The sequence below is a fragment of the Subtercola sp. RTI3 genome (assembly GCF_035018625.1).
In the GTDB taxonomy this organism is placed as follows: Bacteria; Actinomycetota; Actinomycetes; order Actinomycetales; family Microbacteriaceae; genus Subtercola; species Subtercola vilae.
Genome location: NZ_JASJXO010000002.1, coordinates 76,364 through 100,379 on the forward strand (window position 1 = coordinate 76,364; position 24,016 = coordinate 100,379).

Consider the following 24,016-nt stretch of genomic DNA (forward strand, 5'->3'; position numbering starts at 1 on the left):
GCGAAACAGGGCGAGAGGCTTGCGTGAACCAGCCTGGCTGTGCAGGCTCTAGGCTTAACCGGAGTGCGCGAGCGCGCAGACGTGAACGAGGAGCGTATTCAGATGGTTGACAACATTGTGGTCAGGTCTCCTGGCGCACCCCTGCCGAAGCCGCTTGCCGGGCTGGCAACTGTGCTGATGTGGGCCGTCGGAATCGTGCTGTGGAGCATTGCGCACCTCATTGTCGACCCTCGCGCCGGTGCCTTCGCTGTCGACACTGCACTGGTGCTGGTTGCCGTCGGTTTTGCTCTGTTGTTCGTCGACTACACGCGTACCGCCGTGCGTGCGATGCTGTTCGGTCTCGTGGGCATCGCGCTCTTCGCGCTGGTCGACTTCGCCGACCTCACGGTGTTCGTTTACATGCTGCGCATCATCGTTCCGCTGTTCGCGCTGATGATGCCGGTCAACCGCATCGCCAACGGGTTCCGCATCTTCGCCTAGCACCCAGCCGGCGAGCGGGTGCCAGCAGCCCGATGCGAGACGGGCCGAGCGGAGTACGAGACAATCTCGCCGAGCCCGGCCCACCTGAACTCAGTGCCCGGCCGGCACGCCTTCGGGCAACTCCGAGTCGGCCGGCTTCTTCACGAAGAACGCCACCACGATGGCCCCGAGCGAGATGATCGCTCCGATCGTGAATGCAGCTCGCACACCCGACGCCTGCGCCAGAATCGGGTCTGACCCCGTAACGACGAGCCGGGTCGCCTGCGAGGCCATGATGGTCACGAACAGTGCCGTTCCCGCCGCCCCCGCTACCTGCTGAACCGTGCCGACGACGGCCGACCCGTGCGAGTAGAGCGCGGGCTTCAGCGAACCGAGGCTCGCCGTGAACAGCGGCGTGAACATGAGCGCCAGGCCCACACTCAGCACGATGTGTGCCACCAACAGCTGCCAGATGGGGGTTGTGCTCGTCACCTGCGTCAGACTCCACAGCACGACGCTCACGATGATCGAGCCCGGAATGAGCAGCATCGTGGGCCCCCGCTTGTCGTACAGGCGGCCCACCACGGGGGCGAGCGCCCCCATCACGAGCCCGCCCGGCAGCAGCAGCAGACCGGTGCTGAGGGTGTCGAGCTTCAGAACGTTCTGCATGTACAGGGGCAGGATGATCAGGGTGCCGAACAGCGCCATCATGCTGATTGCGAACATGACGATCGACAGCGTGAAATTCTTCGAGGTGAAGGTGCGGAGGTCGAGCAGAGCGCGATCGGTGCGCTGCAACTGAAGTTGGCGCAGCACGAAGAGCGCGAGCGCCACAAGACCGACGACGAGCGGCGCCCAACTGGGCATCCACCCTGTCGTCGTCGAACCGACCGTGGTGAGCCCGTAGACGAGCCCGCCGAAACCGATGGCCGAGAGAACGACCGACAGCACGTCGAACGGCGCACGCCGGGGTGTGGTGACGTTCGGAATCTTGAGGGCGCCCACCACGAGAGCGGCGACGGCGATGGGCAGCACGAGCCAGAACATCCAGCGCCAGTCGAGAACGTTCAGAATGAGACCCGAGATGGTGGGGCCGATGGCCGGGGCGACCGAGATGACAATCGAGATGTTGCCCATGGTGCGCCCGCGCGACGCCGGCGGCACCAGCGTCATGACCGTGGTCATGAGCAGCGGCATCATGATGGCCGTGCCGCACGCCTGAATGACACGGCCGACGAGCAGCACCTCGAAGCCGGGCGCGGTGGCAGAGATGAGCGTGCCCACGCTGAAGAACAGCATCGACGCGATGTAGACCGGCCGCGTATTGAACCGCTGCAGCAGAAAACCGGTGATCGGAATGACAACGGCCATGGTGAGCATGAACGCCGTCGTGACCCACTGGGCCGACTCGGCCGGAATGTTGAAGCTCGCCATGAGATGCGGCAGCGCCACGCTCATGATGGTCTCGTTCAGAATGACGATGAACGCGCTGACCAGCAGAATGCCGATGACGAGCTTGTTGCGGGCACCGAGTCGTGCGTCTTCGAGGCTGTCGGGCGTGACCGAACCGCTGGGGGCGGCGGGGCCGCGAAGGTCGGGGAGGGTGTTTTTTTCAGACACCGGTGCTCCTGTCGTTACAAGCGGTCGTGGGAAAGTCACGCAGCAGGGCGCGAAGGTGCTTCTGAGCAAAGCTGCTGCGGCCCGGTATTATTCCGCCCCCGCAGATGTATACGTCGTCTACATTAGTGCATTGCGGGCCGGCCTGCTAGAGCAGACTGCGGGCAAAACAGAGCGAGCCCGCAGAATCGACGTAATAGCCGAATTTCGCAATCGGTCGATAGCCTTCACGCTCGTAGAACCGCACCGCGTCGGGCTGCGCGGGGCCCGTTTCAAGCTTGAGCGTGTGAAGACCAAGCCCGCGGGCTTCGTCTTCGAGCGTGCGCAGAATGGCCGTCGAGACGCCGGTACCGCGTGCAGACTGCGTCACGAACATCCGCTTGATCTCGGCCTCGCCCCCACCGAGCAAGCGAAGGGCGCCGCACCCCACCGCGGCACCGGATGCGTCGCGAGCCACGAGAAAAATCGCGATGTCATCGGCAGACGGCTTGGTTCCGGGCTCGGTGTCGGCGCCGTACCGGGTGTCGAGTTCTGCGCGTTGCGCCGACCGCAGGGCTTCGGCATCGGGGTCGGCCCAGTCTGTGCGGAGGATGGTTGTCGTCACGCCTCCAATTCTGGCGCACGGCACCGACACTCCCGCGCTTGGCCGGAGGGGAGGGGGTTTCCCGCCCCCCGCCGTCGCCCTAGGCTCGAAGGGTGAGTACGCCCTCGATCGCCATTCGCCGCACCACCGAACTCGACTGGCGCCAGGTTCGCGCCCTCCGTCTCGAGATGCTTGCCGACACGCCCCTCGCGTTCGGCGAGACCGTCGAGGCCGCGGGTCAGCTCGACGAGAACGTCTGGCGGGAGCGGGCCCGCCGGGGCGAGTCCTCCGTCGGCATCGCCCTGGCCGCCATCAGCACAGACAAGTCGGGGGCCGAGTGTTGGGTGGGCACGATGGGCGGCTACCGCGACCCGTCCGTCGGCTCAATGCTGGTGGGGGTGTACGTGAGCCCCGGGTTTCGGGGAACCGCTGCGGGCGTGACCGATCTGCTGTTGAGCGGCATCGAAGACTGGGCCCGAGCCGCGGGCGACGTTCTCACCCTGCACGTGCACACCGAGAATGCACGTGCGGTGGCGGCGTACGAGCGCCGCGGGTATCGGGCGACCGGGCGACTCTTTCCGTACATCCTGAACCCGCACCAGCGCGAGATGGAGATGAAGAAGACGCTATGAAGTGCAGGCGGTGATCTTCAGTACGAGCAGCTCCCAGCCGTCGGCGAGGCGCTGCATCGAGATGTGCTCGGCGCGGTTCTCATAGAGGATCAGCGTTGCCTCGAGCGCCGCGAGAAGGGTGAACGACGCCACTTCGATGTCGCCGTCGAAACCCGCCTGCTTCAGCAGGATACGCAGGTGAAGAAGGCCGACGGCGCGGGCCGGCGACGAATACCGCTCGTCGCCGATCTCCTCTGAGGCGCGAAGAAGGTCGCCCTGGATGCTCAGCAGTTCTATTCGCTCGCGCCCGTAGGCGATGAGGCGGGTGACGGCATCGGCGCCGATGGCGGCGCCGGCGCCGGGGCCCAGTGGTGGCGGGCCACTCATGAAGCGGCGCTGAAAGTCAGACTCGATCTCGTTCAGCATCTCGCGAAGCAGACCCGTGCGCGAACCGAACCGGCGAAAGATGGTGCCCTTGCCGAGGCCGGCTTCCCGGGCCAACTTGTCCATCGTGAGGCCCTCGACTCCGCTTTCGTCGAGGATGCGCCGAGCGGTGTCGAGAAGGAGAGCATGGTTGCGGGTAGCGTCGGCGCGACGCGGGGCCGGACCGGCGGGTCCGTTCGGGAGGAGGTGCAGCCGAGCATCCATTCTCAGACGGTAGCACGCACGATTCAACAGAGTTCATCGCAGTTCGGCAGAGACGGGAATAAACGGACTGCAGTCCGGTTTACTCCAGTGCACACCCACCCTGTCGCATGAGGCGACGCCCGTTCACATCTTGAGGAGCACCATGTCAGACACCTCCATTCTCGTTCTCGTCGGCAGCCTGCGCGCAGGCTCGACCAACCGCCAGCTCGCCGAGGCAGCCGTCGGCGTTGCGCCTGAGGGCGTCGACGTCACCATCTTCGAAGGCCTCGGAGATCTGCCCTTCTACAACGAAGACATCGATGTCGAAGGCTCAGTGCCCGCTGCCGCGACGAAGTTCCGCGAGGCCGTCGCCGCTGCCGACGCCGTTCTCGTCGCAACCCCCGAGCACAACGGAACCATCCCCGCCGTGCTGAAGAATGCCATCGACTGGGCTTCACGCCCGTTCGGCGCGAGCCCCATCTCGGGCAAGCCGGTCTCGGTCATCGGCAGCGCATACGGCCAGTTCGGCGGCGTATGGGCGCAAGACGAGGCCCGCAAGTCGTTCGGCATCGCCGGCGCGTCGGTTCTCGAAGAGATCAAGCTCTCCATCCCCGGTTCGGTCGTTCGGTTCGCCGAACTGCACCCGAAAGACGACGCCGAGGTTGCGGCCCAGCTGGCCGATGTCGTGCGTGACGTTGCGGCTGCCGTGTCGGCTGAGGTTGCGGCGTAGTCGCTGGGTTCCCTCTCCCTGCGGCTCGTACCGATTCACGAGAACCGCCCCGCTGCTCGATTGTCGACCGGCGGGGCGGTTCTGCGTCTGCGTCGCCTTCGCGGGCGCGCCGCGTGCCTGAAGCGCTCGTTGAGGTACGCCTTTTGGCCGTTTAGCGCCGCGCGACTGCCACTCGACACCGACTCCGCCATCGAGCAGCGCGTCATGACTCTCATCGGCACGGCCAGCCGTCGCCAGCTGTGGTGGTTTCTGCTCGACGCGAATGACGTGCAGCTGCCCGTCGTCTTTCCCATCGATGACCTGCCGCGAGAGCCCGATCTCCTGCATCTCGACGAACTGGGCGCCCACATCGCAGCCATCCTCGAGGTAACCGGTGGCAAGCAACTGGTAGCCGTGTGGGAGCGCCCTGGCCGCGGCCGACTCGAGCCCGCCGATGCCCGCTGGGCCCGTGCCCTGGCTCACACCTGCGAGCGAAACGCTGTTCGCCTGCGCGCCCAACTCCTCAGCCACACACGCGGGGTCTACCTCCTCGCCCCCTCCGACTTCGCGTCAGGTCAAGCGCATCCCACCGCGGATTCCCCGTCAGCCGCAACACCGTTCCCGACGGGTGGTCCGCCAGCACACGACCGCATGGAGCCCCTCCAACAGGGTCGTCGGCGCGCGACGGCTCGCCGCCCTGATTCGAACTCGAATGACGGCCGAAGAATGCCGCCAGCTACGCCCCCAGCCGCTTCCAATACGGCCGAAACTGAATACTGATGCGCGGCCCCACCGCCTGCTTGGTCTTCAGGATGGCGTGTTCGTGGGTGCGCTGGCAGCTGCCGCCCATCACTACGAGGTCTCCGTGCCCCACCGGGAACCGCTTGGTCTCTCCCCCACCCTTCGGGCGCAACGACAGGGTGCGTGCCGCACCGACCGAAACGATGGCGACCATCGTGTCGCGGTTGATGGCACGCCCGACACGATCGCCGTGCCACGCAACACTGTCGTCTCCCGTGCGGTAGAAACAGAGCCCTGCCGTCTCGAAGACCTGGTCTTTCGGTCGGCCGTAGTGATCATTCAGGTCGCGCTGTGCGCGCTCGAGCACCGCGTCGGGCAGCTCGAATCCCGGCCCGAACCATGAGACCAGCCGCGGAACCTCAACCACCCGCTCATACATCTCGCGCTTGTCGGCCTGCCAGGGCACCCGCTGCGCCAGCCGCTCGAACAGTGCATCGGAGTTGGCCACCCACCCCGGCCGCACATCGAGCCACGCTCCTTCACCCAGCTCGACACGTGTAACAGACCCACCCAGTTCTTCGAGCTCAGGCTCGGCGCTGAGGTCATCGAACAGCGAAGCTTGAAACGAAAGGCTCATGCCCAAACCCTACAGACATTCGAACACATGTACTAGTCGGCCATTCGCTCATGGCCTTCCGCTCAGCCCTCTCCACGCTCTCCCCAGCCCGCTTCCCCTCTTCCCCTCTCCCTCCCTCCCTCTCTCTCTCCCTCTCTCTCTCTCTACGACCATTTTTAGCGCCGAATTCGACTCCACGATGCTGCGCGCGGGCCCGCTCGCTCAGTAGTATCGGAGGCAGACAGGCCATCGACCCCCTCGGGGTGGTGCAAGCGTCGACGTGCGAGTGAAGTTGCCACGGCGGAGCCCCTGAGCGAAAACATCGCTGGGGCATCCGGAACCGTCAGCCCTCGCACACCGACCCGCTGGAGCCGACCATGAACCTGTCATACGACCCCTCAAAGCCCTTCGCCGCCTCACGTGAGGCCACCGAATCGTGGTGGCTCGGCATGCCTCTGGGCGCCGTGCCCGAGCGCGCAATTCTGACGCTCGCCCTCGACATTCCCACCGCAGACTTTCTCGCGCTCCTGGGCGACGCGCACCTATTGCCGAGCACCACCGAGTACCAAGTCATCACCGGCTCGTACGCCGGCACCCCCGTTGTGGTCGTGTACCACGGCAGCGGCCCGCTCTCGATCTCGGTCGCCATCGAAGAGCTCGCCCGCCTCGGAGTGAAGACCATCGTGCGCGCAGGCAATTCGGGCGGGCTGTCGACGGCCGTCGCGGTGGGCGACACCGTCGTGGTCACAGCTGCGGTGCGGGCCGAGCGGATGCTGCTCGACTATGTTCCGCTCGAATTCCCCGCTGTGAGCGCGCACTCCCTTGTGACCTCGCTCGCGCAGTCGGCAACCCTTCACGCATCGGGCACCGTGCACGAAGGATTCGTCGTCTCGGTCGCCACCTTCTACCCCGGCAGCGGCATGCCCACCGCCATCGGCGTCATCAACCACGAACAGGTCGATCGTCTGCGACTCTGGCAGCACCTCGGCGCGCTCTGCATCGACGCCGAAACGTCAACCGTGCTCGTTCTCGCCTCGCTGTTCAGGATGCACGGGGGCGCCATCCTGGGCATCGGCAACCACCTCGAGACCGGGGCCGGGGCCCACCTCACCCGCACCGACTCCCTGGCCCGCACCGCCCTGCACGCCATCACCCGCATCGAACCACCCCAAACCGCGCGTACTCCCAGCCCCAAACGTTAACCGCAAACCCTAGGCCCACCCAGCCTGCCTGCTTAGGCTGGCAGCACACGCGGTGCTTGCCGCGCGTCGAGGAAGGTTCTCATGACCAACCCATCAGCCCCAACCGGCACCGACCACACCAGCGCCAGCCACACCGGCGTCGTCGACACCGCCACCCTCGGCTCGGCTTTCGAAGCCGCCGTCAACGCCACCCCTGACGCGGCCTGGCCCCACCACCCCGTCGAGACCCTCGAAGGCGAAGAGCTCGAGCGCGTCAACGCGTGGTGGCGCGCCGCCAACTACCTCGCCATCGGCCAGATCTACCTGCTCGACAACCCTCTGCTGCGCGAGCCGCTCAGCCGCGACGACATCAAGCCGCGGCTGCTCGGTCACTGGGGCACCACCCCCGGGCTGAACTTCGTGTACGCGCACCTGAACCGCATCATCCAGAAGCGCAACCAGGCCACGCTGTACATCGCCGGCCCGGGTCACGGCGGCCCCGGCATGGTGGCGAATGCGTGGCTCGACGGCACCTATTCGGAGATCTACTCACCGATAGACCAGAGCACTGATGGCATGCGCAAACTCTTCAGGCAGTTCTCGTTTCCTGGGGGCATCCCGAGCCATGCAGCGCCCGAGACACCCGGGTCGATTCACGAAGGCGGCGAGCTCGGTTATTCGCTCAGCCACGCGTACGGCGCGGCATTCGACAACCCGAACCTGCTGGTGGCGTGCGTGATCGGCGACGGTGAGGCCGAAACCGGGCCGCTCGCCACGAGCTGGCATTCGAACAAGTTTCTGGATGCTGCACACGACGGCGTCGTTCTGCCCATCCTGCACCTCAACGGTTACAAGATCGCCAACCCCACGGTGCTCGCCCGAATCCCCGAAGACGAGCTGCTCGACCTGATGCGTGGATACGGGCACAACCCCCACCTCGTCTCCGGCGGTTTCGACGGCGAAGACCCGCTGCTCGTGCACCAGCGTATGGCCGAGACGCTCGACGAGGTGCTCAACGAGATCGCCGACATCAAGAAGCAGGCTGCCGAAGGCACCCTCGAGGGCACGGCCCGCTGGCCGATGATCATTCTGCGCACTCCGAAGGGCTGGACCTGCCCGGTGGAGATCGACGGCCTGCCCGTGGAGAACACCTGGCGCGCCCATCAGGTTCCGCTGGCGAATGCCCGCGACACCGAAGCGCACACGCGCATTCTCGAAGACTGGCTGAAGAAGTACAAGCCGGAGGAACTCTTCGACGAGTCGGGGGCTCCCGTGCCGTTCATCAGCGCGCTCGCGCCGGTCGGCGAGCTGCGGATGAGTGCGAGCCCGTTCGCGAACGGGGGCCTGCTGCGCCGCGAACTCACTCTGCCCGACTTCAGAGAGTACGGCGTCGAGGTTCCGAGCCCCGGCGCCACCGACGACGAGGCGACCCGAGTGCTCGGCGATTGGCTTGCCGACGTCATTCGCGCCAACCCCGACAACTTTCGCATCTTCGGGCCGGATGAAACCGCGTCGAACCGTCTGCAGGGTGTCTACGCGAGCACCGACAAGCAGTGGAACGCCGCAGTGCTGCCGGTCGACGAACACCTCGCGCGCGCGGGCCGCGTCATGGAGATGCTGAGCGAACACCAGTGCGAGGGCTGGCTCGAGGGCTATCTGCTCACCGGGCGGCACGGTCTTTTCAACTGCTACGAAGCGTTCATCCACATCATCGATTCGATGGCGAACCAGCACGCGAAGTGGCTCAAAGTGTCACGCACGATTCCGTGGCGCCGCTCGATCTCGTCGCTGAACTACCTGCTCTCGTCGCATGTCTGGCGGCAAGACCATAACGGCTTCAGCCACCAAGACCCCGGTTTCATCGACCACATGGTCAACAAGAAGGCCGATGTGGTGCGGGTGTACCTGCCGGTGGATGCCAATACCCTCCTCTCGACGTACGACCACTGTCTGCGCTCGGTCGACTACATCAACGTGGTCGTGGCCGGCAAGCAGCCCTCCCCCAACTGGCTCACCATGGAGGAGGCCGTGGCGCACTGCACCCGCGGCCTCGGCATCTGGGAGTGGGCCGGCACAGAGAAGGAGGGCAGCGAGCCTGATGTGGTGCTGGCATCAGCGGGCGACGTTCCGGCGCTCGAAATTCTGGCGGCAGCAGCGTTGCTGCGCGAGCATCTGCCTGAGCTGCAGGTACGAGTGGTGAATGTGGTCGACCTCATGCGCCTACAGTCAGCGAGCGAGCATCCGCACGGCCTGTCAGATGCCGAGTTCGACACCATCTTCACAACGAACAAGCCAGTGATCTTCGCGTATCACGGGTACCCGTCTCTCATTCATCGCTTGACCTATCGACGCACCGGCCACAACAATCTGCACGTGAGCGGATACAAGGAGGAGGGCACCACAACGACGCCCTTCGACATGGTGATGCTGAACGATCTCGATCGGTACCACTTAGTGATCGATGTGATCGACCGCGTTCCGGGCCTCGCGGTGAAGGCCGCTCATGTGCGCCAGCATATGCAAGACGAACGCATGCGCGCCAGGGCATATACCCGTGAACACGGCGAAGACATTCCCATCGTCGCCGGTTGGCAGTGGTCGCGCACCGACGGTGCTGGTCTCTCACAGCAGAGCTCGACAGCCGATGACACCGGGGGCGACAATGCATGACCCTTTCGGGGCTCGGGCGGCGTAAAGCCTTAGAATCGAACCACCATTCGGGCCCCTGGTAGGAGAACCACATGCAGCCGCAGTTGGTCATGTTCACCGTCGTCGGTGTGAGTTTCACCGAGCCCGCCGTGGCTTTCGACATCGTGGTGCCGCGCGATGACAGCACTCTCTTCACCGGATACCTCGGGGTGCTGCCCGCCGTCACCGGCATGTCCGATTTCAGCGGAGAGAATGACCACGCCGGTGTCTCCCGCATCGTGCACCTGTCTGACGGCGGCAGTTTTCGCGAAGAGATTGTGCGCTACGAGAGGCCCGGCGACACGGATGCCGTGGGTCACTTCGACTACGACGTCACGGCATTCACGGGAATCCTGAGCCGCATCGTGTCAGAGGGCACCGCCCGCTGGACATATGCGCCGGGCAGTACCGGCAGAACCCACATCACGTGGACCTACGGCTACCGCCCACTCGCCGGCCGCACCTTCATCCTCACGCACCTCATCGGCCCGCTCTGGATGCGCTACATGCGCCGCTCGATGGGCACCATTCTGCGTGCCATCGTCGACGAGCGGCCGACCGAGGGCACCGAAGCCGCCCATGGCTGAGCTCATCGACATTCCCTCGCCCGGCTGGCCCCTCACGTTCGGCGAACCGGGCAACCCATCGGTGGTGCTGGTTCACGACAGCTTCGGCCGGCTGCCGTACCTCGAGTCGTACGCCACCGCCCTGGCGAGCCGCGACCTGTTCGTAGTGGTTCCTGATCTCTTCAACGGTGTCGCCACCATCGACGAGGCGAGTGCCGACGAACTGCGCGACGGCATCGACCTCGGGTTCGCACTGGCCACGCTCGACGACGCCATCGAACTCGGAAGGGGTCACGGTTTCGACGCCGCACCGAGCGGCGGCGTGCTGCAACCGAGCACCAAGGTGGCCCTGTTGGGCTTCGAACTCGGTGGGTGGTTGGCCCTCCGCGCCGCTCAGGCTGGTTCGGTCGATGCGGTCGTGGCCTACGCGGCGGGCCTCGGCGAGAGTGAAGCCGGGGTGATTCCCTGCCCGGTTCTGCTCAACTACTCCGACCTCGGAGACTGGGGCACAACCTTTGAGTCAGACTTGTTCGTGAGCCGCCTGAAGGAGATGGGCACTCCTGTGGCGCGGCACACCTACTCGGGCACCCACGACATCTTCGCGAATGCCACCCTGGTCGAGCGGCTCGACAAGAACGCGGCCGCGCTTGCCTTCGCCCGTTCGACGTACTTTCTGCAGGAGCAGCTGGCCACCTGACCGCCGGGTGCGCACCGTCGACGCCTGAACTCCCAGCAGTTCAGCCGTTCAGCCGCTTGGCCGCTTGGCCGCTTGGCGCGTCAGCCCCTCAGCCCCTCAGCCCCTCACATCGTGCAGGTGGTGCACCGGGTCGTGAATGAAGTAGCGCGCCAGCGTCTCAACAGTGAACACCGAACCGTCGCTTCGAAGCCCCCGCCGCTGCCACTGGTCGCCGGAGACGCGCTCGAGTGCGCCGGCGATCTGCTCGGCGGCCTCGACCAGCTCGGCTGACACCACAGCCGGGTTCTGTTCGTTGTACCGGTCTTCTACGGCGGTAGCGTCTTGATCCCAGTCGGCGAACGTGGGGTTGTCTTCGGCAAGCATCAACTCGAGCCTCAGCCGAAACCGGCGGAACACGTCGCGTACGTGCGCCGAGTACTCAAGATCTGACCAGGTGTGGTCGTTCGGTCGCACGGTCACACCCGGCCGCGCCACGACGGCCGGCCACGCGGCAGCGTTCTCGCGGGCGAGGCGGGGCACGTCGACAGCAGCCGTCGACGATGAGTCGAAGCCGCATTCGGGGCACTGCTTCTCGAGCACCCACGTCCAGTTCTTTGCGTCAGGAACGATAGCCATGACCACATCTTAGGCAGCGACGACGACGTCGATGACGGGCAATCAGTCTTCTGTGCACAACATGCTGCCATCGAAGCCTGTGCACTACCGTGGGTGGCGTGACCCACTTTGAAGCTGACGTTGTCGCCGCGATTCTCGCCCATATGAACAACGACCACCCCGAAGACAATCTTGTGATCGTGCGCGCGTTCGGGGCGCCCGATGCCGAGCGAGCGACCATGGTCGACCTCGACACGGTCGGCGGCACCTGGGCGGTGAGCGCTGGTACGGATGCCGGCGCTGGTTCTGACGCTGGTACGGATCATGGCGCTGGTGGCGAGTCGGCCCAGTTGGGCATCCTGTGGCCGGGCGGAACCATCGAGACCCGCGGGGAGATCAGGCGCGAGATCGTGGCTCTCTACGATGCAGCGAGCGAAGCCCTCGGGCTTCCGCCGCGGCAACACTGAACACTGCGCACGACGCCAACGCCAACGCCAACGCCAACGCCAACGAATGTTAACTCTTCGCGTCACACGCTGGTGTTTTCGAAGCCGTCAGGTAAGGTAAGGGTACACTTACCTAGGAGCCGCCGTGTCGAATGTGATCCCCTTCTCCCAGGCCCTGCGTGAGCGCACGTGGTCGGGCCATGGTGAGAGCGAGGGTGCCGGTTTCATGACCGATCTCATGAACGGCAAAGGCTCACGCGACGACTACATCTCGCTGGTGACTCAGCACTTCTTCATCTACGAAGCCATCGAGGCCGCGGCCGACCGCATGAAGAACGACCCGGTTGCGGCCGCCTTCATCTCGCCCAAGCTCACCCGCCTACCCGCCATTCGCGAAGACCTGCGTTTTCTGATCGGCGATGACTGGCTGAACCAGATCACTCCGCTGCCCACCACCGCCCGCTACGTCGCCCGCATCAACCACGTCGCGGCCGTGTGGAGCGGCGGGTTCATAGCCCACCACTACACGCGCTACCTCGGTGACCTCTCGGGGGGTCAGGTCATTCGAACCCTCATGCAGCGCCAGTTCGGGTTCGAGACCAATGGCGTGGGCTTCTACCTGTTCGCCGACATCGCCAAGCCGCGCGAATTCAAAGACACCTACCGGGCCCAGCTCGACGCCGTCAAGTGGGATGCCGCCGAGCGCGAGCGCGTGATCGACGAGGTCATGGTGGCGTACCGGTTCAATACCGAGCTGTTCGTCGACCTCGCCGAGGCGAAGGCTGCTGCTGCGGCCTGACCGTGTGGACTGTAGCGGTGTGTGGACTGTAGCCGTGCTGCCCGAAGCCGTGCTGCCTGTAGCGGTGTGGCCCGAAGCCGTTCTACGCGTCAGCTAAGGGCGTCGGCACCTGGTCGTCAACAGCGGTCGTCTCGACTGAGGCCGCCGGGGCCTGCGCTTCGGGAGCGGGTGTCTGCGCGGGCCGCTGCTGCATGAACCGGCGAACGTTCTGGTCGACGATGATGTCGGCTGGTCGCAGCGGCCGCGTGAGGTAGAGCCCCTCGAGCGAGGTGAGCCGCGACAGTGCCACATAGGTCTGCCCCGAGCTGAACACGCGCGAGCCGAGGTCGACCACCGCCGAATCGTAGGTCTTGCCCTGCGACTTGTGGATGGTCACCGCCCATGCCAGCCGCAGCGGAAACTGTGTGAACTCGCCGATGACATCTTTCGTGAGCTGCTTGCTGGTGGCCGAATACGAGTACTTGTACTTCTCCCAGCTCACGGGCTCGACCTCGTGCACCTCGCCCTCGACCTCGACCCACACCGAGCCCGAGATCTTCGTGACCGTTCCGACCGTTCCGTTCACCCAGCGCTGGTCTGAGTCGTTGCGCAGGAACATGACCCGCGCACCGGCCTTCAGCTCGAGCGCCTCATCGGCCGGGTACGCCCGACCCCCAAAGTCTCCTGACACCTCGGCCCGGGCCGTCTTCAACGGCCCTTTGAGCCCCTTGAGCGCGGCCGCATTGATGCGGTTCACCGAATCGTTGCGCGTCGCCAGCGTGATGGTGCCGTCGTTCGGCGGGGTGCGCGCACCGGCCCCGTTCAGAACATCGGCGATCTCCTTGGTGACCATGCCGTGCCGCACCGCGTTCAGCATCATCTTGAAGGTGTCGTCGCTCTGGCGGTGGATCTCGGTGAGCTCGACGATCTTGAGCTCGGCTTCCTGCCACACCTTCGCGTCGAAGAACCACATCGAGTCGTAGCGGTCGGCGAAGTACGCCCGCTCGTCGGAGTCACCCGGCACGGGTGCCAGCTGGTACGGGTCACCGAAGAGCACAACCTGCACGCCACCGAACGATTCGAGCGGTCGTTGGCGGGCCTGGCGCAGGCTGCGGTCGATCGCATCCATCAGGTCGGCGTTGACCATCGAGACCTCGTCGATGACGAGCGTGTCGATCGTGTTGAGGAGCTTTCGCACCTCGGCGTTCTGTTCGATGTCGTGGTCGGCAATCACGCCGATGGGCAACCGAAAAAGCGAATGGATGGTCTGCCCACCCACATTCAGGGCGGCAACGCCTGTCGGGGCCGAGATGACCAACTGTTTCTCGGTGTTCCAGGCGAGGTGGTTGAGCAGTGTTGATTTGCCGGTGCCGGCCCGGCCGGTGACGAACACGTGCGTGCGGGTGCTCTCGATGAGTTCGTACACCCGCTGCTGTTCACGCGAGAGTGTGGGCCGGGTCATCGGGTGCGATCCAGCCGCTCAAGCATGGCGTTGTACTCGTTCAGCTCGGCATCATGCGTACGGTCGGCATTGCGATCGAGACGCTTCGTCTCTTTCGTGTCACTTCGACCCCACTGGATTGCCACCACGATTGCAAGGATAAGGGTGGGAATCTCACCGATGCTCCACGCAATGCCGCCGCCGGTCTGTTGGTCTGAGATCGCACTGGTACCCCAGGCCCGGCCCATGGCGCCATACCAGTCGGCGAGCAGCAGGCCGGTGCCCGTCATGAGCGTCAGGCCGAAGAAGGCGTGAAAGGCCATGGTTGCGAGCAGCAACACGAGGCGGAACGGATACGGCAACGTGAAGGCGACGGGGTCGACGCCGATGAGCGCCTGCGCAAACAGGTAACCCACGATCAAGAAGTGCACGATCATCCACTCGTGACCGATGTGATCGACCGTGGCCCAGCGAAAGAGGGGTGTGTAGTAGAACGTCAGCAGGCTGGTCGCGAAGAGCACCCCCGCCACGATGGGGTTGGAGAGAAAGTTGCCGATGCGAGAGTGCACGGCCAACAGGATCCACTCGCGGCCTCCACGGCTGCCATCGCTGCGCTTGTTGATGGCACGCATGGCGAGGGTGACCGGGCCCGCCGACACGAGCAGGATGGGAATCATCATGGCCAGAATCATGTGGCCCATCATGTGCACGCTGAACAGGTACTTCTCGTACACGTTCATGAAACCGTTGGTGACGAAGAGCAGCAACAGCATGCCGGCAACCCACAGAATGGTGCGGTGGATGGGCCAGCTATCACCGCGGCGACGAAGCCGCACCACGCCGGCAAGGTAGAAGAAGATGCCGAACCCGCAGACGAGAATCCACAGCAGATCGAAGTTCCACTGCGTGAAGAAGTTGCCGAAGGTCAGTTCGGGTGGCACTGCCGAGCCCGTGAGAATCTGCGCCGGCGTCGGCGTACTCGGTAGCACCTCGGGGATGGGAGTGGCGGTGCGTGCCAGTGCCACGGCGGTACCAGAGGCCACGCCCATGAAGACGAGTTCAACCACGACGATGCGCCAGAAGATGCGCCGACCCGCTCCGTCTGCCAGGCGCCGGATGAGCAGGTTGCGGTACATCGCTCCGATGAGGCCCAACACGATGAGTGCGGTGACCTTGACGAGAACGAGAATGCCATAGGGAGTGAGCAGCCGGTCGAGCGATCCGATACGGAGTTCTGCGCTCACGTAACCCGAGGCCGCGACCACAACGAAACAGACCAACGCCACACCCGAATACCGCTGCACCACCTCGAGAAGCCTCGAGTTGTCGAGCTGCTTCGAGAGCAGGGCCAGCACGAGCAGGCCGCCCAGCCACACTGCGGCGAACAGAATGTGCAGGAACAGCGCCGTGATGGCGGCATCGTGGCCATCGGTGCCGGCGGCGTGCCCCTGCTGGGCCATAGGAACGAGGGTGAGTACCGCGAGAACACCCACGAAGGCCAACATAGTGACGTTTCGAACGGCGAAGCAGAGCACAGTCACGGCGGCGGCCAGCAACGTCGTCTCGAGCCACGCCTGGCCAAGAGGCACCGCAATGAGAAACTGCCCGAGTATCTGGCCGAACTTCGAGTCGAGGCTCGCTGATGACGAAGTCACATTCAGAAAGCTGAGAAAGCCGGTGATGGCCGAGAACACCGTGAGCAGGGCCGCACCCGCAGCGGCGATATCGAGGGCACGATTGAATTCGGGCTTCGAGGAGCGCAGCGCAAACACGGCCAGGAACAGCGCGCCGATGGCGAGCGAGGCGCTCAGGTTCACAGCGAGTGTGGCCATGGGCAGCCCGAACCGAACCAGTGGGCCCGGGTCAGCGAGGAGGAGGGCTGTCGCGCCCCCGCCGTATTCGAGCCCCAGAATGAGCATGGCAAAGGCGGCTGCGACAAGTGCCGCGGGCCCGGCGATGCGAATCATTTTTGGCACTCATCAACCCTACGTCAGCGTGCCTGTGAAGCTCACCCGCGGGAGGCGGTTGTGGATAACCCACAATTAAACGAGATGAGGGGCTCCGCCTGTGCGGAACCCCTCATTCGGTGAGGCGAAAACTACTTGACTGCAGCCTTGAGCTTGCTACCAGCGCTGATCTTGACCGAGTTGCCTGCGGCGATCTGAATGGCTTCGCCGGTCTGCGGGTTACGGCCGGTGCGAGCGGCACGCGACGTGCGCTCAACAGCGATCCAGCCCGGGATGGTGACCTTGACGCCGTTCGACACCGAGTCGGCGAGGGTTGCGAACAAGGAGTCGAGAACCTCGTTGACAGCGGTCTGTGTCTGGCCCGACGATGCGGCGACTGCTGCTACGAGCTCGGTCTTGTTGAGTGACTTATCAGCCATTTAGTGTCCTCCTCGGACCATTCTGCTGCGTGAGGCAGCAATTGTGTGTCGATCTAGATCTGCGTGAAGCACCGCCGTGGCCCCGAAGGGCCACAGTAGACGGTCATATAACCGTGGAAAACCTACCAGCTTGACTTCGTAATACCCGGCAACTCGCCTCGGTGAGCCATTTCACGAAAACGAACGCGTGAAATGCCGAAGTTCGAGAGGTGACCGCGCGGGCGGCCGTCGACGGCGTCGCGGTTGCGCACGCGCACCGGCGAAGCATCGCGGGGCAGCTTCTGAAGGCCGACGCGAGCCGCTTCACGCGTCTCGTCGGTGCCGTTGATGTCAACGAGCGCCTTCTTGAGCTCGAGGCGCTTTGTTGCCCAGCGGGCAACGATGACCTTGCGCTGTTCGTTTTTAGCGATCTTGCTTGTCTTAGCCATGTGTTACCGCTCCTCTCGGAAGTCGACGTGCTTGCGGATGACCGGGTCGTACTTCTTCAGTACGAGACGGTCGGGGTCGTTACGACGGTTCTTACGGGTCACGTACGTGTACCCGGTACCGGCGGTCGAACGGAGCTTGATGATCGGGCGTACGTCTTGTGCTTTAGCCATTAGATCTTCACCCCACGAGCCTGAATCTCTTTGACGACGGCTTCGATGCCACGAGCATCGATGACCTTGATGCCCTTAGCAGAAAGCGTCAGGTTGACGTTACGTCGAAGTGACGGAACGTAGTAAGTCTTCTTCTGCACATTCGGGTCGAAACGACGCTTGGTGCGTCGGTGCGAGTGCGAAATAGCGTGACCGAAGCCGGGAACGGCTCCTGTCACCTGGCACACTGCGGCCATGATTTTCCTCCAATTACCGTAGAGCGGATGCTCTACCCAAGTTCTCTTGTCGGCACACGCAACCTTGCCCAGAAGTCGTGCAGGGGAGGGTTCGTGTACAAGTGAGCGGAGATACCACTCAACCAGCGACCAAGCCTACGCGAGCATCCATCAGCATGCAACTCGAGGCCCGGATTCATGCGGTTCTAGGCCAATTCTGAACCCTTTCTGGAGGCCCGAGTAGCCTTGAGAGTGTCGGAAGGCAATTGGGTGATGAGTCGAACAGCAACCTCGCGTTCAGCGGCACGGCTCGAGGCGAGGGCCGCACGGGCGGCTGACCCCGCGCGTCGGGCCCAGCCGAACGCGTACCGCCGCTGGTACTCCACCCTTCACCCCTCGTTGCAGCTGATCGGTCTGCAACTCTGGTTGCCGCTCTTCTTCATCGTGGCGTTCTGCCTGTGCTACATAGCCGCCTTCCACGCGCCCCACCCGCATGATGTGCCTGTTGCCCTGGTCGGTTCGACGAGTCAGCAGTTGCAGAGCGACCTCGACAAGGCGATGCCGGGCGTCATCAGCATCCACCAGTTCGACACGGCCGACGAGGCGAAGGCGGCCGTGATCACCGGGCAGGCTGCGGTCGCGTTCGACCCGAGCGATTCGACCATCTACAAGGCCAGCGCCCACCAGTACCAGGTCTCTGCGCTCATCCCGGCCATGATCAGCCCCGTGCTCGCGGCCGAGAAGATCACACCCACCATCGTCGACCTCGCCCCGCTGCCCGCGTACGACGAGTACGGCACCGTCTCGCTCTACCTCATGCTCGCGTGGTGCATCGGCGGCTACATGGTGGCCATGTTCATCGGGTTGATGGGCGCGCCTCTCAGGCATCGCACCCGGATGGCCGTGATCGTGGTGGGCGGAGCGCTGATATCGCTCATCACCAACACCCTTGCCGGCCCCGTCATCGGGGCGGTCGACGGCCACTTCGGCGCCCTCTTCCTCATTGCCTGGGGTTGGATCGTCGCCATCGGGCTCGCTGTCAACGGCGCCAGTTATTTCGCTGGGCGATTTATCGCCGTGCCAGCCATGGTGGTGTTCATCTTCTTGTCGATGCCATCGTCGGGCGCCGCGTACCCGTCATGGTTCATGCCGGAGCCGTTCGCATGGCTGAACAACGTGGTTGTCGGCAGCGGCATCACCGAGATGCTCAAACGGGAACTCTATGGAGTGGGCCCGGGGTTCGTACGCGGAATCGCGATGATGGCGTCGTACGCAGTTGTAGGCCTGATGCTGATGGCTGTGGGCAAGCCGTACCTCGAGTGGCGTCGCGTTCGGCGCATCACCGCGGGTAGATCCACGATGTTCGCCGACGCGAACGCTGCCAACCGCGACTTTCTCATCAGCCAGCGTGACGAGATTCTGGCCCGTCACAACCTGAGCCGAACCGATACCGGCACGATCGAGCTGATACCGATGGATGAACGCGAAACCGACGAGGCGTCAGCAGAAGCCGCGCATCACCGAGACGTGGCCGAATTCGACGATGCGACATCGCCGTCGATGTTTCTCGGCTCGTCGCGAGGCCTCGAGGGCGACGACGAGATTCGGCGCAGCTGACCGGTTCGCAGCTGATTGGTTCAGCGGGCCACTTCGGGCACGCACGCCGAGCAGTAGCCGAAGATGTCGACGACATGCTCAGCCTGACTGAAGCCGTGCAGGCTCGCAACGCTCTTAGCCCACACCTCGACATCGTCGGCCTCGATCTCGACCGCGAGGCCGCAGCTGCGGCAGATGAGGTGGTGGTGGTGGCCCACCGAGCAGGCCCGGTACAGGCTCTCGCCTTCGGGTGACTGCAATGAATCGGCCTCACCCTCGTTTGCCAGGTCGCTGAGAGCGCGGTAGACCGTCGCCAAGCCGATGTGCGAACCTTCGCCGCGGAGGCTCGAGTGCAGGTTCTGCGCGCTCACGAAGCCCATCTGGGTGTCGAGGGCGGAACGCACGGCTTCACGCTGCCACGTATTGCGTTTCATCGTTCACCTCGTTCTCGCGTTGGCGCGTTCTCCACAGGCCGATCAAAGGCCCGAGTTCTCCACAATTTTAGCTCTGAACCCTGCGAGCCAGCGCGCTTCGGCGACTATTGCCCTGTCGCTTCCGACGCGACGCAATGATTCTGCAGACAACGTAGATCAAAAAGGAGATCGTTGTGACATACGGGCTGATGGGAACAGAACCACCCAGGGCGAGCAAGATGCCGCCGACCAGAGACACCACGGCGAAGATCGTGCTGAGAAGCGGCACGATCACAGGCGACGACGAAAGGCGGAGCGCCGCTGCAGCCGGCGTCACGAGAATCGAGAGCACCAGAAGCGAGCCGACGATCTGCACCGAGACTGCGACGGCGAGCCCCAGCAGCAGCATGAAGTACAACGACAGAAAACGTGTCGGCACACCCCGGGCCGATGCCACATCGGCGTCGACACTTGAGAACATCAGGGGGCGCCACACCACCGCAAGCCCGATCACCACCACGATCGAGATGGCGATCAGCGAGTTGAGTCTCGGATTGTCGACCGCGACGATCTGGCCGGTGAGCAGCCCGAACTTGTTTGCCGAACGGCCTGGGTACAGCGTGAGGCAGAGAATACCGAGACCCAGCCCGAAGGGCATGAGAACGGCGATGATCGAGTTTCGGTCTCGAGCCCGTGAGCCGAGCAGGCCAATGAGCGCCGCGGCCACAATCGAGCCGATGATCGAGCCTTCAACGACCCCCACGCCGAACAGCAGGCCTGCTGAGGCCCCGGCGAACGAGAGCTCGCTGATTCCGTGCACGGCGAAGGCCATGTCGCGCGACATGACGAACACGCCGATCAGACCGCCCACCAGCCCGAGCACCGCGCCGGCGATGATCGAGTTCTGCAGCAGCACGAGCAGTTCGCCGTAGTTGGCGAAGTTGAAGATCTGCGACCAGATGTCAGTCACGATGCCGCCCCGCCCATGTTGGTGCCGCGCACATCGTCGTGGTGCCCGTGGGCGCTGTCAGGTGCGCCCACGACGATCACTCGCCCTCTGGTACGGATGACGTCGATGGGTGAACCGTACAGCTCGCTCAGAACCTCGGTGCGCAGAACTTCGTCGGGCGTACCGATGCGAAAGCGCCCTCCCGCGAGATAGAGCACGCGGTCGACCATGTCGAGCACGGGGTTGATGTCGTGTGTGACGAAAAGCACCCCCAGATCGCGGGCCCGACGCTGCTGGTCGATGAGCTCGCTCACCGCACGCTGGTAATTCAAATCAAGTGAAAGGAGAGGCTCATCACACAACAGAAGTCGGGGGTCGCCCGCGAGCGCCTGCCCCACCCGAAGGCGTTGCTGCTCGCCACCCGAGAGCGTCGAGACAGCAACGTTGCCATACGCCGTGGCCCCCACCGCTGCCAGCAGCTCGTCGACCCGGTGGCGGCGAGCTGCCGATGGCAGAGGCAACCCGAACCGGTGGCCGCTCAGCCCGAGGCCCACCAGGTCACGGGCCCGCAGCGGCACCCCGTCATCGGCGAGTTTCTGCTGGGGAATGTAGCCGATGCGCCGGTTGCCGCGCCGAATGGGTTCGCCAAGAAAGTCGACGGTACCGGCGCTCAACTGCTGCTGGCCCAGAATCACCTTCAGCAGGCTGGTCTTGCCCGACCCGTTCGCACCGATGACGGCGATGAACTCGCCGGCTCGCACGGTGAGGTCAAGGCCCGACCAGAGCGTGCGCGCACCGAACGTGAGCGACGCCCCAGAGAGCTGCAGCACCGGTTCACCGGTCGCGGGCGTCGCCGGCACACCCGGGGAAGCCGCGGCAGAGGAGAACGAAGTCATCTAGCGAAGATTACTGCGAAAGGGCGGTCTTCAGCGCGGCCAGGTTGTCGGTCATCCAGCCAATGTAGCTCGAGCCGCTCGGCAGTGTCTCTGTCACTGGCACAACAGCGATCTTCGCTGCGGTCGCCGCGTTCAGCACAGCCTCGGTCTGCGCGCCACTGGTCTGCTCGTTGTACGCGAGCACCGACACCTGCTTGTCACTGAAGAGCGCGAGTGTGCTGGCCAGCACGTCGGGCGCCACATCGGTGCCGTTCTCGATGGCCGTACTGAAGGCGCCGGGGGTCTTGTCGACCAGGCCGATGGCCTGGAGCATGTAGAGCGGCACAGGCTCGGTGATGGCCGCTCCGCGACCAGCGAACGATACCTTCATATCGGCTTCCGTGGCCTCGAGAGCGGTGAGCTTCTGCTTGTAGGCATCGGCATTGGCGGTGAAGGTCGGCGCGTCGGCTGCGTCGAGAGCACCAAGGGTGGCAGCGAGCGAGTCGACGACTTTCTGAACGGTGGGGAAGTCGTACCAGAGGTGCTCGTTGAACTCACCGTCGGCCGGCTTTTGGTCGTAACCCGAGATGTCGGCTGCGTTCAGCACCTTCGCGGTCGGGTTGTTGGCACTCTGCAGCATGGTGTCGACGAAATCGTCGTACCCGGCGCCGTTTTCGATGACGATGGCCGCTTTCGACAGCGACAGCTGATTGCGGGCATCGGCGGCATACTCGTGCGGGTCTTTTGACGGGTCGTCGATGATCGAGGTCACCGAAACCTTGTCGCCGCCGATCTGGGCGGCGATGTCGCCGTACACGTCGGTCGACGCGACGACGGCGATCGGCGTACCGGCCGAGCCTGACGTAGCCCCCGTGCCTGAGGCACTGGTGGAAGTCGAACAACCAGAAAGGGCAAGAGACGTGAGTGCAGCAATCGACGTGATCGTGGCAAGGGTGGTGAATCGAGTGAGACGCATTGAGGGCAATCTAGTGAGAGGAATGGCTGCGCGAAGAAGGCGCCCTCTGATGCTAGAGCTTATTGATAATGATTGTCAAAAGCATCTAACCCGCAACGCCTCAGTCGAGGAGCAGCGCGGGCTCCTCGACGATGGCGGCCACGTCGGCGAGAAAACGCGAAGCCACATCGCCGTCGACCACGCGGTGGTCGAAGCTGGCGCCGAGGGTCGTCACGAAACGCGGGCGTACTTCGCCGTCGACGACCCACGGCTTCTGCTTGATCGTGCCGAGGGCGATGATGGCCACCTCGCCAGGGTTCAGGATGGGCGTGCCCGTGTCCATTCCGAAGACGCCGATGTTCGTCACCGTAATGGTTCCGTCGGCCATGTCTGCTGCCGAGGTTCGACCCTCACGCGCCGTGAGGGTGAGCTGCTCGAGAGACGCGGCGAGCTGCAACAGGGTCTGGCTCTGGGCCTCTTTCACGTTCGGCACGAGAAGACCACGCGGGGTCGCCGCAGCCACACCGAGGTTCACGTAGTTGCGCACGATGATCTCGGTGTCGGTCCACGCAGAGTTCACCATGGGGTTGCGCCGAACTGCCCAGATGATGGCCTTCGCCATGATGAGCAGCGGCGACACCTTCACACCCACGAAGTCGGAAGACGCCTTCAGGCGCTTCACGAATTCCATGGTGCGGGTGGCGTCGACATCGACGAACAGGCTGACATGCGGGGCGGTGAAGGCGCTAGCGACCATGGCCTTCGCGATGTGCTTGCGCACACCCTTCACGGGAATGCGCTCTTCGCGCTCGTCGGCCCACTGCGGGGTCTCGATGTTGTGAAAGACCTTGGCCTGCGATGCGTGGCGAATGACGTCTTCTCGGGTGATGTCACCGATCGGGCCGGTCGGATTCACCTCGGGCAGGCTCACGTCGAGGTCTTTGGCGAGCTTGCGAATGGGCGGCTTGGCAATGACGGGCAGGCCCGTGATGGCGGGCGACTTGTGCCCCACCGGCCGAGTGGCGACAGGCTCGGTACCCGGGGTCACCGACGAAGCGGCCGCGCCCACCCGAGCACCCAACCCACCGGCACCAGCACCAGCACCAGCACCAGCTGCTCCGGCGCTGACCGCAGCACGCTTGAATGGCGTGGCCCGCGGGCGACGCCTACTCGAGACATGACCCTGGCTGCCATACCCCACGAGCACCGAGCCGGAGCCAGCATCGGCCTCGGTCGAAACGATGGCGGGTTCGCTCGAGACCGCCGCGGCGACCTCGGCCACGATGCGCTCGGCTTCTGCCGTGACCGCCGTCTGCGCGGCACCCTCAGCCGACATGGGCGAGGCCTCAGCCGAAGCAGCCAGCACCGCGCCAGCCCCAACCGCGGGGGCGGGCACAGGGGCATCAACACCCGCGCTCGTCACCCGGATGATCGGGGTGCCCACCTCGACAGTGACGCCCTCGCCCACCAGCAGTTCGCCCACCACTCCCTCGAACGGCGACGGCAGTTCGACCAGCGACTTGGCCGTCTCGATCTCGACGATGACCTGGTTCACCGCAATGGTGTCTCCGGCGGCAACCCGCCACGACACGATCTCGGCCTCGGTCAGCCCTTCACCCACATCGGGCAGGCGGAACAGCGATTCAGTCATGTCAACTCCTTCACACAGCCGGG

27 protein-coding genes are annotated in these 24,016 nt (G+C 64.5%); 11 read left to right on the forward strand and 16 right to left on the reverse strand.

Features of this window, described 5'->3' with window-relative positions; all coding sequences use genetic code 11:
- The first annotated feature begins 102 nt into the window (after positions 1-102).
- Positions 103-480: a hypothetical protein gene (locus tag QN358_RS01815; protein ID WP_136640268.1), complete on the forward strand. Its 378-nt coding sequence runs from the start codon at positions 103-105 to the stop codon at positions 478-480.
- Positions 481-570: 90 nt separating this feature from the next.
- Here QN358_RS01815 and QN358_RS01820 read toward each other — a convergent pair whose 3' ends face one another.
- Positions 571-2,079: an MDR family MFS transporter gene (locus tag QN358_RS01820; RefSeq protein ID WP_323511417.1), complete on the reverse strand. Its 1,509-nt coding sequence runs from the start codon at positions 2,077-2,079 to the stop codon at positions 571-573.
- 145 nt (positions 2,080-2,224) lie between these two features.
- Positions 2,225-2,680 (reverse strand): GNAT family N-acetyltransferase, encoded by a 456-nt coding sequence (locus QN358_RS01825; RefSeq protein WP_323511418.1) that lies wholly within the window; start codon positions 2,678-2,680, stop codon positions 2,225-2,227.
- A gap of 92 nt (positions 2,681-2,772) precedes the next feature.
- Here QN358_RS01825 and QN358_RS01830 point away from each other — a divergent pair, with 92 nt between their 5' ends.
- Positions 2,773-3,291, forward strand: a complete 519-nt coding sequence (locus QN358_RS01830) for a GNAT family N-acetyltransferase (protein ID WP_323511419.1) — start codon at positions 2,773-2,775, stop codon at positions 3,289-3,291.
- Here the strand turns inward: QN358_RS01830 and QN358_RS01835 are convergent.
- A complete protein-coding gene (locus QN358_RS01835) occupies positions 3,286-3,918 on the reverse strand; it encodes a helix-turn-helix domain-containing protein (RefSeq protein ID WP_323511420.1) in 633 nt (210 codons plus the stop codon). The genes QN358_RS01830 and QN358_RS01835 overlap by 6 nt on opposite strands.
- Before the next feature lie 142 nt (positions 3,919-4,060).
- On the opposite strand from QN358_RS01835, the gene QN358_RS01840 reads away from it, so the two are divergent.
- Positions 4,061-4,627 (forward strand): NAD(P)H-dependent oxidoreductase, encoded by a 567-nt coding sequence (locus QN358_RS01840; RefSeq protein ID WP_323511421.1) that lies wholly within the window; start codon positions 4,061-4,063, stop codon positions 4,625-4,627.
- A gap of 204 nt (positions 4,628-4,831) precedes the next feature.
- Positions 4,832-5,386 (forward strand): hypothetical protein, encoded by a 555-nt coding sequence (locus QN358_RS01845; RefSeq protein WP_323511422.1) that lies wholly within the window; start codon positions 4,832-4,834, stop codon positions 5,384-5,386.
- Here QN358_RS01845 and QN358_RS01850 read toward each other — a convergent pair.
- A complete protein-coding gene (locus QN358_RS01850) occupies positions 5,343-5,984 on the reverse strand; it encodes an alpha-ketoglutarate-dependent dioxygenase AlkB (protein ID WP_323511423.1) in 642 nt (213 codons plus the stop codon). The two genes, QN358_RS01845 and QN358_RS01850, sit on opposite strands and share 44 nt — an antisense overlap.
- Positions 5,985-6,340: 356 nt before the next feature.
- On the opposite strand from QN358_RS01850, the gene QN358_RS01855 reads away from it, so the two are divergent.
- The 4 genes from QN358_RS01855 to QN358_RS01870 all read left to right on the forward strand — a co-directional run bounded on the left by QN358_RS01855 (position 6,341) and on the right by QN358_RS01870 (position 11,095).
- Entirely contained in the window at positions 6,341-7,165 is an 825-nt protein-coding gene (locus tag QN358_RS01855; RefSeq protein WP_323511424.1) for a hypothetical protein, read from the forward strand.
- Between the two features lie 81 nt (positions 7,166-7,246).
- Entirely contained in the window at positions 7,247-9,814 is a 2,568-nt protein-coding gene (locus QN358_RS01860) for a phosphoketolase family protein (RefSeq protein ID WP_323511425.1), read from the forward strand.
- 71 nt (positions 9,815-9,885) lie between these two features.
- Entirely contained in the window at positions 9,886-10,419 is a 534-nt protein-coding gene (locus QN358_RS01865) for a hypothetical protein (RefSeq protein ID WP_323511426.1), read from the forward strand.
- Positions 10,412-11,095, forward strand: a complete 684-nt coding sequence (locus tag QN358_RS01870) for a dienelactone hydrolase family protein (protein WP_136640258.1) — start codon at positions 10,412-10,414, stop codon at positions 11,093-11,095. Before QN358_RS01865 ends, QN358_RS01870 begins: the two co-directional genes overlap by 8 nt.
- A gap of 96 nt (positions 11,096-11,191) precedes the next feature.
- On the opposite strand, the gene QN358_RS01875 is transcribed toward QN358_RS01870, so the two are convergent.
- Positions 11,192-11,710 (reverse strand): DinB family protein, encoded by a 519-nt coding sequence (locus QN358_RS01875; protein WP_136640257.1) that lies wholly within the window; start codon positions 11,708-11,710, stop codon positions 11,192-11,194.
- Positions 11,711-11,808: 98 nt separating this feature from the next.
- On the opposite strand from QN358_RS01875, the gene QN358_RS01880 reads away from it, so the two are divergent.
- Together QN358_RS01880 and QN358_RS01885 are read left to right on the forward strand one after the other, a co-directional pair.
- Positions 11,809-12,156: a DUF2470 domain-containing protein gene (locus QN358_RS01880; RefSeq protein ID WP_136640256.1), complete on the forward strand. Its 348-nt coding sequence runs from the start codon at positions 11,809-11,811 to the stop codon at positions 12,154-12,156.
- 124 nt (positions 12,157-12,280) lie between these two features.
- Positions 12,281-12,934: a biliverdin-producing heme oxygenase gene (locus QN358_RS01885; protein ID WP_323511427.1), complete on the forward strand. Its 654-nt coding sequence runs from the start codon at positions 12,281-12,283 to the stop codon at positions 12,932-12,934.
- A gap of 82 nt (positions 12,935-13,016) precedes the next feature.
- Here the strand turns inward: QN358_RS01885 and QN358_RS01890 are convergent, their stop codons facing one another.
- The 6 genes from QN358_RS01890 to rpmB all read right to left on the reverse strand — a co-directional run bounded on the left by QN358_RS01890 (position 13,017) and on the right by rpmB (position 17,575).
- Complete coding sequence (locus QN358_RS01890; RefSeq protein WP_136640254.1) at positions 13,017-14,375, reverse strand: ATP-dependent DNA helicase; 1,359 nt, start codon at positions 14,373-14,375, stop codon at positions 13,017-13,019.
- Entirely contained in the window at positions 14,372-16,321 is a 1,950-nt protein-coding gene (locus tag QN358_RS01895; protein WP_323511453.1) for a cytochrome c oxidase assembly protein, read from the reverse strand. The genes QN358_RS01890 and QN358_RS01895 overlap by 4 nt, the downstream gene beginning before the upstream one ends.
- A gap of 131 nt (positions 16,322-16,452) precedes the next feature.
- Positions 16,453-16,740, reverse strand: a complete 288-nt coding sequence (locus QN358_RS01900; RefSeq protein ID WP_136640253.1) for an HU family DNA-binding protein — start codon at positions 16,738-16,740, stop codon at positions 16,453-16,455.
- Between the two features lie 122 nt (positions 16,741-16,862).
- Positions 16,863-17,168 (reverse strand): 30S ribosomal protein S14, encoded by a 306-nt coding sequence (rpsN, locus tag QN358_RS01905; RefSeq protein ID WP_136640252.1) that lies wholly within the window; start codon positions 17,166-17,168, stop codon positions 16,863-16,865.
- Between the two features lie 3 nt (positions 17,169-17,171).
- Positions 17,172-17,339, reverse strand: a complete 168-nt coding sequence (rpmG, locus tag QN358_RS01910) for a 50S ribosomal protein L33 (RefSeq protein ID WP_136640251.1) — start codon at positions 17,337-17,339, stop codon at positions 17,172-17,174.
- The gene (rpmB, locus tag QN358_RS01915) at positions 17,339-17,575 is read right to left on the reverse strand and encodes a 50S ribosomal protein L28 (protein ID WP_136640250.1); all 237 of its coding nucleotides are present in this window, start codon (positions 17,573-17,575) and stop codon (positions 17,339-17,341) included. The genes rpmG and rpmB overlap by 1 nt, the downstream gene beginning before the upstream one ends.
- Positions 17,576-17,827: 252 nt before the next feature.
- On the opposite strand from rpmB, the gene QN358_RS01920 reads away from it, so the two are divergent.
- On the forward strand, positions 17,828-19,171 hold the full coding sequence (locus tag QN358_RS01920; RefSeq protein WP_323511428.1) for an ABC transporter permease: 1,344 nt from the start codon (positions 17,828-17,830) through the stop codon (positions 19,169-19,171).
- A gap of 20 nt (positions 19,172-19,191) precedes the next feature.
- Here the strand turns inward: QN358_RS01920 and QN358_RS01925 are convergent, their stop codons facing one another.
- From QN358_RS01925 to QN358_RS01945, 5 genes are all read right to left on the reverse strand, one after another.
- Complete coding sequence (locus tag QN358_RS01925; RefSeq protein WP_136640248.1) at positions 19,192-19,584, reverse strand: Fur family transcriptional regulator; 393 nt, start codon at positions 19,582-19,584, stop codon at positions 19,192-19,194.
- Positions 19,585-19,651: 67 nt separating this feature from the next.
- Positions 19,652-20,533, reverse strand: coding sequence for a metal ABC transporter permease (locus tag QN358_RS01930; RefSeq protein ID WP_136640247.1), 882 nt, complete (start codon positions 20,531-20,533; stop codon positions 19,652-19,654).
- On the reverse strand, positions 20,530-21,408 hold the full coding sequence (locus QN358_RS01935) for a metal ABC transporter ATP-binding protein (protein WP_323511429.1): 879 nt from the start codon (positions 21,406-21,408) through the stop codon (positions 20,530-20,532). The genes QN358_RS01930 and QN358_RS01935 overlap by 4 nt, the downstream gene beginning before the upstream one ends.
- 10 nt (positions 21,409-21,418) lie before the next feature.
- Positions 21,419-22,363 carry a metal ABC transporter substrate-binding protein gene (locus QN358_RS01940; RefSeq protein ID WP_323511430.1) on the reverse strand — a complete coding sequence of 315 codons (945 nt, stop codon included), beginning with the start codon at positions 22,361-22,363 and terminating at the stop codon, positions 21,419-21,421.
- 100 nt (positions 22,364-22,463) lie between these two features.
- Positions 22,464-23,993, reverse strand: coding sequence for a dihydrolipoamide acetyltransferase family protein (locus tag QN358_RS01945; protein ID WP_323511431.1), 1,530 nt, complete (start codon positions 23,991-23,993; stop codon positions 22,464-22,466).
- Positions 23,994-24,016 lie beyond the last annotated feature (23 nt).